The following is a 13,533-nucleotide window of genomic DNA, read 5'->3' on the forward strand; positions in this document are numbered from 1 at the left end:
AAATTACTTTTATTTTAGCACATTTTGCTGAATTTACACAAATACTCTCATAGTTTTATATAAAAATATAGGATAAGAATTACTTTTTCTAATATAGATTCTTTTCATATAATACAAGTTTTGATATATTATAAAGTGAAACTTAAATTGACTTTATCTAGTTCTCAGTTGAAGGGAGATTTTATGAAATTCATTGGATACAGAACATTAAAAACAGGAATAGGTGCATCAATTGCGATGATTATAGCAAAGCAGATAGGTTTAGAATATGCTGTATCTGCTGGAATTATTACTATACTAAGCATTCAAAATACAAAAAGACAATCAGTAAATATAGCCATTCAACGTATGACTTCATGCATGGTAGCACTATTAATTTCATCTGTTGCATTTATGCTTTTAGGATACAATGCAATAGCCTTCGGTATCTTTCTATTAATATTTATTCCTATAACAGTAAGATTTAAATTAGAGCAGGGGATAGTTGTAAGTTCTGTACTTGTTACTCATTTATTAGTCCAGAAATCCTCAAGTATATTTTGGATTGAAAATGAGTTAGGACTTATGATTATAGGTGTTGGAGTTGCACTACTATTAAATCTATATATGCCAAGCATAGAGAGAGAAATTAAGAAGGATCAGATATACATTGAAGAAAAAATGAAAGAAATTTTGTTTCAAATGGTAAAGGCACTTAAAAATAATAATATCTCTATAAAAGAAGAAAAACTATTTAATAAACTTGAAAAAAGACTCCATATGGCTAGAATACGTGCATACAATAATTTAAATAATTACTTTCTTTCAGATGCTAGTTACTATGTGCAATATATGGAGATGAGAACACAGCAGTTTGAGACGTTAAAAAGGATGCAAGAGCATTTTCAAAGGTTTTTTATGACCTATGAACAAAGTATTATAATGGCATATTTTACAGAAAGTGTTGCAAATTCTCTACATGAGGAAAATACAGCTGAAAAGCAATTAAAGGCTGTAGGGATACTAAGGGAGGATTTTAAAAAAATGGAACTTCCTAGAGCAAGGGAAGAATTTGAAAATAGAGCAATGCTTTTTCAATTTTTAAATGACTTAGAACAATTTCTAATAATAAAAAATGAATTCAAAAAAAATTTTATCAAATGATTTTAAGGCTCAGTTGGAGTTTGCTTATGAGGAATCCATATCTCCATTTGAGCCTTAGACTACTGTCAAAGATATTTTGTAAGCAGTTTTTTATTTCACATTAAAATGGTTCAAAACCTTGATCTGCCCACCATTCTTCAAGTAAGTCGTCATACTCCTTAGCAAAGGTTTCTACATGCAATTCTTCCCACTTTGATAACACTTCATATAACTTTTTTGCCTTATCTATATTAGTGCTAGCAGCAGCATTTTTATAGAATTCAACAGCGGCTTTTTCATTTTGTATAGCTATACCAAAAACGGACACTACAAGTGCAGCACTTTTTCTGTCAAGCTTATCCCAGCTAAAAAGTTTTGGTGATTGTGGAGCTTCTATTATAGCTAAATTAAAATCATCCTCTTTATCGTTTTTTATTTTATCGAAAAGATTTTTTAACCAGTCTATATGTTTTATCTCCTCATTATGTAAATCAATAAAGGCTTCTTTTACTTCCTTAGATATTCCATTCTTCTCGGAAGCAAGTTTATAAAATTCTGAGCCCTCAATTTCATTAATTATAGCTTGTTTTAATAATTGAAGTTCTTTTTTATCCATTATAATACCCTCCTATGATTTAGTTATTATTATTTGATAATTATTATTAAATTAATTATAACATTTATAAAATAAATTACCAGTATTTTTTTGAATTAATTATAATTTTTTATCATAAAAAATATAGCAATAAATATATAAGATTTAACAGAGGTATAAGCCTCTACTGGTATTTACAGTGTTATATAAAGCAATGCTCAAATATATTAAAACAAATTCGAAAAAATGAAAAAAATTATAAGTTTAATTAAAAGAAATGTAATTTACTGTTTTTTTAGTACTATGGAAGTACTATAAAATTCACTTCTAAATGTAAAAATATGTTTGATAAAAATGCTTTAAAATATCTAATAATGTAGTTAAAATTGTATTAAGGGTAGTATTCTGAATATTAGGACGAAAGAGGGGGACGTATTTGGTTTTTAATTATTTAATAATACATTCACTTAGAGTATCTATAATTGTACTTTTATCTATTTTTTTTCTAATTATGCTAATGGTTTTTTTATTAGATCGTAAGGTATATTTAGGTATGTGGGCTGGAGGATTAGGTTTATTTTTGGCAAATATCATACTGCTTGTGAGTGTTAATCATGGTTATGGAAATGAATTTGTAATATTATTCCAAAGAACTTTTAGTTCATTAGGAGCTTTTCTTATGGCAGAAGGATGCATGAAGCTCTTAAATAAAAAAATTAATCGTAGTACACTTGTCTTTTTATGCCTTAACATAATAGCTGCAACAAATTATGCACTAGGCTTAATGCCGATTAGATTCCTTTTGTTTATTCACTTCACTTTTTTAACCTCTATTAATATATACGTAGCTATTGAACTAATTAGATCTAAACAGGCTATTATGTTTAACAAATATGTATTAGGATTTGCCTTTTTAGCCTGGGGGATGTCATACGCTGTTAAGGGTATTGTCTTTATAATAAAGCCACAATTTAGATTATGGGGAGTTGTTACCACTCTTATAATAACCTTATTCTTTTTAATCTACTCTATTTTTGCTTTTTATAGGCACAAAACCAATCTATTATATGAAAAAGAAATGTGTTTTGATGATACTTTTAATTATTCAGCAATTGGTATGGCGGTGATTGGAATAGATGGCGGAATTATACGTGGTAATCAATCTTTTAGTAAAATATTAGGATATTCTTGTGACGAATTGAAAGGGCTATATTCTAAGGATGTTACATATAAAGAGGATATGGATATGACCTTGAAGGGAGTAGAGGAACTTTTATCAGGACAAAAGAATTCTTTTCAATTAGAAAAAAGATATTGTAATAAAGATAGACATATTGTATGGGGGATTGTAAACATTTCGTTAATTAGAAACAAGAAACGGAAGCCTCTTTATTTTGTTTTGCAAGTTCAAGATGTAACCAGTTATAAAACGCTGCAAAATGAGCTTATAAAAAGTAACGAAAAGTATAAGACATTACTAAACTCCTATGACAATTCGATAGCAGTATTTGACAAAGAGTACAGATATGTAGTAGCAAATCAGCATGTTGTAGATAAAATAAATTATCAAACAGGTAAATGCCTTACACTCAGCACTATTATTGGACAAAAGGTTAAAGATATATACCCTAATATATGTAATAGCGAGGTATTTAAAATATATAAGTATGTAATGAACACGAGAAAATCTAAACATGATATCATTGAATTTATTAATCCTAAGGGTTATACAGGATGGTATGAGCTCAATGTTACACCATCACCTGAGGGTATTCTTGTTATTGCAAATGATATTACTGATAGAGTTAAAGATCATCAAATAGTAAAGGAAACTATAGAGCTAGATAGATTGAGAACGGAATTTTTTGCAAATCTTTCACATGAATTTAGAACCCCTTTAAATATTATATTAAGCTCTAATAAAATGCTTTTAGATGCTGTAAATAATCAAGAAGGACTGACAAAAGAATATACAGCAAAATACTTACGAGCATCGAAACAGAATTGCTATAGATTGCTTCGCCTAATTAATAATATAATGGATATTTCAAAATTTGATTCTGGTTTTTTACATTCAAACCTTCAATGCTGGAATATTATAAACGTAGTTGAAGAGATAGCACAATCTATTGTAGAATATGCAAAAAATAAGAATATAGATATGATATTTGACACCGATGTTGAAGAAAAATATATTATGTGTGATGCGGATAAAATTGAAAGGGTAATGTTAAATCTACTTTCAAATGCAATTAAATTTACACATGATGGAGGAACTATTGAGGTTAAAATCTTTGATAAGAACGATTCTATAGAAATCATAGTAAAAGATAATGGAATTGGAATACCAGAAGATAAACTAAACTTGATATTTGATAGATTTAGACAAGTGGATAAGTCTCTTACAAGAAATCAAGAGGGAAGCGGGATAGGTCTATCACTTGCTAAGGTATTTGTGGAAATGCATAAAGGAACAATTGAAGTTTTCAGCACTAAAGACAAAGGAACGACTTTTTTAGTAAAACTGCCGACAAATAATTTCTGCAGCTTGGATGAGGTGGCTGCAACCAAACAAATATGTGATAGCAAAATAGAAAAAGTAAATGTGGAGTTTTCAGATATATATTTTTAGAATCTCAAGAGAATGAAAGTATTTTTCATTCTCTATTATTTTTATTATTTATCAATAATAACACTTTAGAATAAATGAATATCTATATGATTTGTGTTTCAAATAATTGTTTAAATTTAACAAAAATAAAGACTTTTACTACTGTTCTTATTGAAATGTTGATATTAAGCAATTTCTATAAGTCTTGTTTCTATGAATTCTAAATAGAAAACAAAATCTATATTTTGAGAATGTTGACTCAAAATGAAATTATAAATTTTTTATTAAATAGTGGAAAAAATCATTAAAGCCTATACCTTTTTCTATGGAAATAACTATAATATTCAGTGGGAGAGAAATCGTAAAATATAAGTTGTTTTACGCTCAAATATGTTAAAAAATGTTATTTGTTAAAGGAGAAAAGGTGTGTATGAGTTGGGAAAAGTTTACAACATATGTTTTAATGGGGTTAATATTAATTCCTATTATTGTTTGTCCATTTATAGTATTAAAGAATCCTAGTTTTAAATCGTATAATAGTTTTAACGTTCTGAAAAGTACAGTGGTACGCAATTATACGGATGCAGATATGAGATTTAATGATTTCAAAGGTATGGTTGAAAGCGGTAAAGTACAAAAGGTTTATTACAACGAAGTAGACTCTGTTCTTGAGGCAGAGGATAAGTCAGGAAAAACTTTTACTTTTGAGAATCCTAAGAACTCACAATTTAGACAGTATTTGTTGGAGCATAAAGTAATAATTAAAGAATCTTCTAGTGTTTATTCAACTATACTAAATTTTATATTATTCAGCATAATTATATCTTTTGTAATAAGATTAATAGCTAGATATAGAAAAAAAGAGGCTTTTCCAGCAGGAATAGGAGGAGCAAATTCAGAGAACTTCAGTGAGTCCAAAGATGTTAATGTTAGGTTTACTGATGTAGCCGGCAATTCAGAAGCTAAGGATAATATGCAGGATATAATTGAATTTTTAAAGGATCCAGATAGATTTAAAAAATTTGGAGTAAAGATTCCTAAAGGAATAATATTATATGGACCTCCAGGAACAGGAAAAACCCTTTTAGCAAAAGCTTTAGCAGGTGAAGCAGGTGCCTCCTTTATTGCAACAAGTGGATCTAACTTTGTAGAGAAATATGTAGGAGTAGGGGCATCTAGAATAAGAAAATTATTTACAGAAGCTAGAAAGAAGACTCCAGCTATAATATTTATTGATGAAATAGATGCAGTTGGTGGCAAAAGGGGATCAGAAGGCACAAGCACCAGTGAAGATGCTAAAACACTAAACCAACTTCTTGTAGAAATGGACGGCTTTAAAGATGATGAAAACATTATAGTTGTAGCTGCAACAAATAGGCTTGATATGTTAGATGATGCGTTAATTCGTGCAGGAAGATTTGATAGACACGTAATGGTAGGGCTTCCAGATTTAAATGCGAGACATGAAATTTTAAAAGTTCATTCAAAGAATAAGCCTTTATCAAAGGAAGTTGATTTATTGCAGATAGCTAAGCAAACAGTTTATATGAGTGGAGCTGATTTATCAGGAGTAATGAATGAAGCTGCTATATATGCTATTAAGGAAAATAGTGCAGAAATTACTCTAAGACATATTGACAGAGCAATAAACAAAATTGTTGCAGGAGATGAGAAGAAAGATAGATCAAATATATCTGATCTAGAAAAGAAAATAACGGCATACCATGAAGCCGGTCATGCTATAATAGCAAAACTATTAAATAAAGAAAGTGTACCAAAAGTTTCTATCATTCCAACAACAAAAGGAGCAGCTGGATATACTTTAATAAATCCAGGTGAAAAAATGTTCCAAACTAAAGAAGAAATATTAAATAAAATAAGTGGATTGTTAGGTGGAAGAGCAGCTGAAGAAATAATATTTGGAAAGCAAAATATAACAGGCGGCGCATCGAATGATCTACAAAGGGCTACAAAAATGGCTCTAACATTAATAACAAAATACGGGATGAGCGAAAAATTAGGCCTTGTAAGTTTTGATGACAGAGAAATTTCTCTTCAAAATGAATTATTATTAAGTGAAACTAAACAAATATTAGATAAAATCTATAAAAGAACCTTAGATTATATACTAGTAAATAAAGATAAACTAGAAGCTGTAGCACAGAGATTATTAAGCTATGAGATAATAGATGAAAATGACTTAGATATGCTGCTTGTAGGTTAGATATACATTGAACAAAATGTTTTTTAAAATTAAGAATTTTAAAAAACATTTTGTTTTTTTGTGAATAATTATGAAGTATTGTGAAGTATTTTGTAGTCAAGCTAGTATAGTCAAGTATATAAATACAACTAACTTTTAAAATAACTACCTTTTTATAAACCAACAAAAGGAGAATAGTGAATATGAATTGGGAAAAATTTACAACATATTTTTTAATGGGGTTAATATTACTTCCTATTATTGTTTGTCCATTTATAGTATTAAAGAATCCTAGTTATAAACCGTATAATAGCTTTAGCTTTATGAAAAGTACAGTGGCGCGCAATTATACGGATGCAGATATGAGATTTAATGATTTCAAAGGTATGGTTGAAAGCGGTAAAGTACAAAAGGTTTATTACAACGAAGTGGACTCTGTTCTTGAGGCAGAGGATAAGTCAGGAAAAACTTTTACTTTTGAAAATCCTAAGAACTCACAGTTCAGACAGTATTTGTTGGAGCATAAAGTAATAATTAAAGAATCTTCTAGTGTTTATTCAACTATACTAAATTTTATATTATTCAGCATAATTATATCTTTTATAATAAAATTAATAGCTGGATATAGAAAAAAAGAGGCTTTTCCAGCAGGAATAGGAGGAGCAAATTCAGAGGACTTCAGTGAGTCCAAAGATGTTAATGTTAGGTTTACTGATGTAGCCGGTAATTCAGAAGCTAAGGATAATATGCAGGATATAATTGAATTTTTAAAGGATCCAGATAGATTTAAAAAATTTGGAGTGAAGATTCCTAAAGGAATAATATTATATGGACCTCCAGGAACAGGAAAAACCCTTTTAGCAAAAGCTTTAGCAGGTGAAGCAGGTGCCTCCTTTATTGCAACAAGTGGATCTAACTTTGTGGAGAAATATGTAGGAGTAGGGGCATCTAGAATAAGAAAATTATTTACAGAAGCTAGAAAGAAGACTCCAGCTATAATATTTATTGATGAAATAGATGCAGTTGGTGGTAAAAGGGGATCAGAAGGCACAAGCACCAGTGAAGATGCTAAAACACTAAATCAACTTCTTGTAGAAATGGACGGCTTTAAAGATGATGAAAACATTATAGTTGTAGCTGCGACAAATAGACTTGATATGCTAGATGATGCGTTAATTCGTGCAGGAAGATTTGATAGACACGTAATGGTAGGCCTTCCAGATTTAAATGCGAGACATGAAATTTTAAAAGTTCATTCAAAAAACAAGCCTTTATCAAAGGAAGTTGATTTATTACAGATAGCTAAGCAAACGGTTTATATGAGCGGAGCTGATTTATCAGGAGTAATGAATGAAGCTGCTATATATGCTATTAAGGGAAATAGTGCAGAAATTACTCTAAGACATATTGATAGAGCAATAAACAAAATTGTTGCAGGAGATGAGAAGAAAGACAGATCAAATATATCTGATTTAGAAAAGAAAATAACGGCATATCATGAAGCCGGACATGCTATAATAGCAAAACTGTTAAATAAAGAAAGTGTACCAAAAGTTTCTATCATTCCAACAACAAAAGGAGCAGCTGGATATACTTTAATAAATCCAGGTGAAAAAATGTTTCAAACTAAAGAAGAAATATTAAATAAAATAAGCGGATTGTTAGGTGGAAGAGCAGCTGAAGAAATAATATTTGGAAAGCAAAATATAACAGGCGGTGCATCTAATGATCTACAAAGAGCTACAAAAATGGCTTTAACATTAATAACAAAATATGGGATGAGCGAAAAATTAGGCCTTGTAAGCTTCGATGACAGAGAAATTTCTCTTCAAAATGAATTATTATTAAGTGAAACTAAACAAATATTAGATAAAATCTATAAAAGAACCTTAGATTATATACTAGTAAATAAAGATAAATTAGAAGTTGTAGCACAAAGATTATTAAGCTATGAAATAATGGACGAAAATGATCTAGATATGCTTCTTGTAGGGTAAACCTATATAGGGTTTCTAGGCCAAAAGTTAACTTTCGGCCTAGAAACCCTATACTATTCCTCTACAAAGTTATTTTCCAAATGTTCATCACAGGTATGTGACTTTAAGCGCTTATATAAATCTATCAGATTCATGTGATTTGTACTTTGAGAATCGTATTTTCCCAATTTGAAGGCAAGTTGTACAGAAAAGCCTATGCAGCCAGCGAGGATTATTGTTCCAATTCCAGCAGGGCCACCTAAAAAATATCCAATAATTAAGACAGTAATTTCAATGATTCCTCTAATCATCCAGACAGGCTTATTTAGCCTTTTTACAAGACCCTCCATTAAACCATCTCTAGGACCAGCACCTAAGTTTACTCTAAGATAAAAAAAGGTTGCCCAACCTATTATAAAAATTCCTAAAATAAGCAATAGTATTTGTCCTAATAAACTACCTGGAGTGCTAAAAAAATTAAATTTTTCTATGATATCTATAAATAATCCTATAAATATCATATTAAATACACTTCCAAGACCAGGAACAACTCCAATAAAATAACATGCGATTAATATCAATAAGCCAGTCAATTCAGACACTTGTCCTAAGGTGAGAGAACTATGGTAAACAATTCCCATATGTAGAACATCCCATGGACTCATTCCAAGCTTAGAATATAAAGTACATAATATGCCTACAGAATATAAAAAAAGACCAAACATCAACGATGGCATTTTTTTTAGAAGCTCAATTAAAATTACCTTACATCTTTTTTTCAATTTTGGTTCTCCTCTCTTTAAATAAAGAAACTTTCTATCTAATTCTACAACTATAGGAGTGCAGAGGCAATAATTACCTTTAAGTAACTTAGAATATATATGGGTACTGTATAGCGAAACTAAGAATGCAGAACAGATAGTCGTCAAACATACTATATCCTTGTATTTAACAATCGTTATTGTTAAATATAAATTTTTTATTGATAACTTATTGACAAATAGAAAGAAAAGGTTTATATTAAAACTATACAAAACAAGTATACTTTATATAAATTTAGTAATATATTATTGGGCATTAGTATGCCTTAATTTTAAAAATAAAAGTATACCAATAAGGTAAACAATAAGGAGGAATTTATTGTGTCAATGTGTGGAAACTGTACAACTTGTCAATCAGCAGATAAGGTTTTAGAAGGATTTATAGGTTCTATGGATATGGAAACTTCTCACCATAGAGTTGAAAGCCAAAAGATAAAGTGTGGATTTGGACAACAGGGTGTGTGCTGTAAATTGTGTGCTAATGGACCATGTAGAATAACTCCAAAATCACCTAGAGGAATATGTGGAGCTAATGCAGACACAATAGTAGCTAGAAATTTCCTAAGAGCGGTGTCATCAGGAGCAGCTTGCTATTTACATGTAATTGAGAATACAGCAAGAAACTTAAAATCTATAGGAGAAACAAAGGGAACAATAAAAGGCATTAATGCTTTAAATAAAGTATCAGCAATATTTGGGATAGAAGAGGAAGATAACCATAAGAAAGCGATAATGATAGCTGATAAAGTTATTGCTGATTTATATAAGCCTAGATTTGAAAAGATGGAAATTGTAGAAAAAATGGCATATAAGCCTAGAGTGGAAAATTGGAAGAAGCTTAATATAATGCCTGGTGGAGCTAAATCAGAGGTTTTTGATGCTATAGTTAAGACTTCAACAAACTTAAATAGTGATCCAGTAGATATGCTATTAAACTGTTTAAATCTTGGAATATCTACAGGACTTTATGGATTAACTCTTACAAACTTATTAAACGATATCATGCTTGGAGAACCTGTTATAAGAGCAGCTAAGGTAGGCTTCAAGGTTGTAGATACAGATTATATAAATATTATGATTACTGGACACCAACATTCAACAATATCACATCTTCAAGATGCTCTAATAGATGATAAGGTAATAGAAAAGGCTAAGAAAGCTGGAGCTAAAGGCTTCAAACTTGTGGGATGTACTTGTGTAGGACAGGATCTACAGTTAAGAGGAGAACATTATAAAGAAGTATTCTCAGGGCATGCTGGTAATAACTTTACAAGTGAAGCATTAATAGCTACTGGAGGAGTGGATTTAATAGTCTCAGAGTTTAACTGTACACTTCCAGGTATTGAGCCTATTGCTGATAAATTTAAGGTTAAGATGATATGCTTAGATGATGTAGCAAAGAAAGCAAATGCTGAATATGTTGAATATTCCTTTGAAAATAGAGAAGAAATAAGCAATTATGTAATTGATGAAGCTATTAATAGCTATAGCGAAAGAAGAGGCAATGTTGTTACAGATGCAAAACAATTGTTGGACCGTATGATGCAAATGATAAGTGAAAACAGAGATGCTGTTCCTATAAATATACCAATGGATCATGGTCATGATGATGTAATAACTGGAGTTAGCGAAGAGTCTCTTAAAGCTTTCTTAGGTGGAACATGGAAACCATTAGTAGACTTAATTGCAGCTGGAAAAATTAAAGGGGTAGCTGGAGTTGTAGGATGTTCAAATCTTACTGCTAAAGGTCATGATGTATTTACAGTAGAACTTACTAAGGAACTTATAAAGAGAGATATAATTGTACTTTCAGCTGGATGTTCAAGCGGCGGACTTGAAAATGTAGGCTTAATGTCACCTGGTGCAGCAGAGCTTGCTGGGGAAAATTTAAAAGAAGTATGTAAGAGCCTAGGAATTCCTCCTGTATTAAACTTTGGACCATGTCTAGCTATAGGAAGATTAGAATTAGTTGCTACAGAGCTTGCAGAGTATTTGGGAATAGATATTCCACAGCTTCCATTAGTACTTTCTGCTCCACAATGGTTAGAAGAACAAGCTTTAGCTGACGGAGCTTTTGGGTTAGCGTTAGGACTTCCACTTCACCTTGCAATACCTCCATTCATAACGGGAAGTAAGGTAGTAACAAAGGTATTGACAGAGGACCTTGAAACTTTAACTGGTGGAAAACTTATACTTGAAGATGATGTAATAAAAGCAGCAGATAAGCTTGAAGAAATCGTACTTAATAGAAGACAAAAACTAGGCCTTAAATAATTTGATTGGTGGTGTGCTCCTATGAAAAGAATCATGATAAATAAGGATTTGTGCAGCGCATGTTTAAATTGTTATATGGCATGCATGGCAGAGCATAACGAAAAGGGTAAATCTATATTTGATGTAGATCTTGAAAATATTGAAAATGAAGGAAGAAACTATATAACTCTAGATAAAGAAGGTAAACCAATCCCTATATTCTGTCGTCATTGTGATGACCCAGAATGTGTTAACACTTGTATGAGTGGCGCTATGACTAAGGATAAGGAAAGTGGAATAGTATCTTATGATGAAGAAAAATGTGCTTCTTGCTTCATGTGTGTTATGTCCTGTCCTTATGGAGTATTAAAGCCCGATACAAAAACAAAAAAGGTTGTAGTTAAATGTGACTTATGTAATGGTAGAGAAATACCAAGATGTGTAGAAAACTGTCCAACTGGTGCAATATATCTTGAGGAGGTGGACTGCTAATGAGATATGTAATAATAGGAGCTAGTGCTGCAGGAATTAATGCTGCAAAAACTCTAAGAGAATTAGATAATTTAAGTGAAATTGTTATCATATCAAAGGACACCGATGTATATTCAAGATGTATGCTTCATCATGTTATTAGCGGCAATAGAGATTTGGAGAAAATTGCCTTTGTAGATAAGGACTTTTTCTCTAAGAATAATATAAAATGGGTAAAAGGTATTGAGGTTATAGATATAAATACTGATGAAAAGCAAGTTGTATTAGAAAATAATACAATAGAAAAGTATGATAAATTACTAATTGCGACCGGAGCCTCCTCATTTGTTCCACCTGTTAGGAATTTAAGAGAAGCTAAAGGTGTATATTCCTTAAGAAATTACGATGATGTGTTAAATATAGAAGAAGGAATAAAAAAATCAAAGAAAGCTGTAATACTAGGAGCTGGTCTTGTTGGCATAGACTCAGCTATAGGGCTTATGGAGAGAGGAATAAAGCTTTCTATTGTAGAGATGGGAAACAGAATACTTCCTCTTCAGCTAGATCAAAAAGGAGCTGATAGATATCAAAAGCTTTTTAAGGATAAGGACGTAGATATTTATACTTCAGTAAGCTTAGAAGAAGTAATTCTAAAAGAAGATGGATATGTGAGCAAGGCTAAATTAAGCGATGGGACGTTGATAGACTGTGATATGATAGTTGTAGCTGCAGGAGTTAGACCTAATATAGATTTTATAAAAAATACTACTATAAATGTGAATAAAGGAATTGTAATTGATAAAAACTGTAGAACTTCTGTAAAAGACGTATACGCTGCTGGAGATGTTACTTTTACTGCTCCAATTTGGCCAATTGCTGTGAAACAAGGTATAGCAACTGCATATAATATGTACGGAAAAGAAAAGGTTTTTGAGGATACCTTTGCATTAAGAAATTCTATGAATTTTTTAGGATTAGAAACTGTATCTTTAGGTATAGTAGAAGCCCCAGACAATAGCTATACTGTAGACATTATTGAAACAAAGAATGTCTATAAAAAAGTAATTCATAAAGATGGAATAATATATGGAGCAATTCTTTTAGGTGATATATCTTATTGTGGAGTACTGCATCAGCTTATAAAAAATAAAATAAATATATCTAATATAAATAAAAATATATTCAAAATTGATTACGCAGACTTTTTTAATGTACAGAAAGATGGTCAATATAAATATGAATTTGTATAAAGCTCATCTGATTCCTAGTTAGAAGGACAAAAAACTTGTGCCACTAATACTAACGCTCAAAGTAGCGGTAGTATTAGTGGTATTTTTAGTATAGGTTTTATTTACTTGTTATACTAAAAAATGTATAATGTATATTAAGGAAACTCCTGCTCTTCTTATTTCGCAGGAGTAAGCGACCATCTCAAAATCAGCACCCTGTGTAAGTGGCTATCACCAAATCAGCACTCTGTG

The 13,533-nt window shown here is 30.8% G+C and carries 9 protein-coding genes; 7 read left to right on the forward strand and 2 right to left on the reverse strand.

Translation table 11 applies throughout. The features are described from left to right. Positions 1-183: 183 nt before the first annotated feature. Positions 184-1,143: an aromatic acid exporter family protein gene (locus RCG18_RS17200; RefSeq protein ID WP_308037254.1), complete on the forward strand. Its 960-nt coding sequence runs from the start codon at positions 184-186 to the stop codon at positions 1,141-1,143. A 100-nt stretch (positions 1,144-1,243) separates the two neighbouring features. On the opposite strand, the gene RCG18_RS17205 is transcribed toward RCG18_RS17200, so the two are convergent. Continuing rightward, positions 1,244-1,738, reverse strand: coding sequence for a ferritin family protein (locus tag RCG18_RS17205; RefSeq protein ID WP_308037255.1), 495 nt, complete (start codon positions 1,736-1,738; stop codon positions 1,244-1,246). A 415-nt stretch (positions 1,739-2,153) separates the two neighbouring features. Between RCG18_RS17205 and RCG18_RS17210 the strand changes: the two genes are divergently transcribed. The 3 genes from RCG18_RS17210 (at position 2,154) to RCG18_RS17220 (ending at position 8,528) form a co-directional block, all read left to right on the forward strand. Further along, entirely contained in the window at positions 2,154-4,349 is a 2,196-nt protein-coding gene (locus RCG18_RS17210) for an ATP-binding protein (RefSeq protein ID WP_308037256.1), read from the forward strand. A 409-nt stretch (positions 4,350-4,758) separates the two neighbouring features. After that, complete coding sequence (locus tag RCG18_RS17215; protein ID WP_308037257.1) at positions 4,759-6,552, forward strand: AAA family ATPase; 1,794 nt, start codon at positions 4,759-4,761, stop codon at positions 6,550-6,552. A 182-nt stretch (positions 6,553-6,734) separates the two neighbouring features. Further along, a complete protein-coding gene (locus RCG18_RS17220; RefSeq protein ID WP_308037258.1) occupies positions 6,735-8,528 on the forward strand; it encodes an AAA family ATPase in 1,794 nt (597 codons plus the stop codon). A 53-nt stretch (positions 8,529-8,581) separates the two neighbouring features. On the opposite strand, the gene RCG18_RS17225 is transcribed toward RCG18_RS17220, so the two are convergent. Next, a complete protein-coding gene (locus RCG18_RS17225) occupies positions 8,582-9,289 on the reverse strand; it encodes a membrane protein (protein WP_308037259.1) in 708 nt (235 codons plus the stop codon). Positions 9,290-9,649: 360 nt separating this feature from the next. Here RCG18_RS17225 and cooS point away from each other — a divergent pair, with 360 nt between their 5' ends. From cooS to RCG18_RS17240, 3 genes are read left to right on the forward strand one after another with little or no spacing between them, the layout of a single operon-like run. Continuing rightward, entirely contained in the window at positions 9,650-11,602 is a 1,953-nt protein-coding gene (gene cooS, locus RCG18_RS17230) for an anaerobic carbon-monoxide dehydrogenase catalytic subunit (protein ID WP_308037260.1), read from the forward strand. Positions 11,603-11,623: 21 nt separating this feature from the next. Beyond that, complete coding sequence (locus RCG18_RS17235; RefSeq protein WP_308037261.1) at positions 11,624-12,073, forward strand: 4Fe-4S dicluster domain-containing protein; 450 nt, start codon at positions 11,624-11,626, stop codon at positions 12,071-12,073. Continuing rightward, complete coding sequence (locus RCG18_RS17240; RefSeq protein WP_308037262.1) at positions 12,073-13,302, forward strand: FAD-dependent oxidoreductase; 1,230 nt, start codon at positions 12,073-12,075, stop codon at positions 13,300-13,302. The genes RCG18_RS17235 and RCG18_RS17240 overlap by 1 nt, the downstream gene beginning before the upstream one ends. The last annotated feature ends 231 nt before the right edge of the window (positions 13,303-13,533 follow it).

This window comes from Clostridium sp. OS1-26, assembly GCF_030915445.1.
Lineage (GTDB): Bacteria > Bacillota > Clostridia > Clostridiales > Clostridiaceae > Clostridium_AM.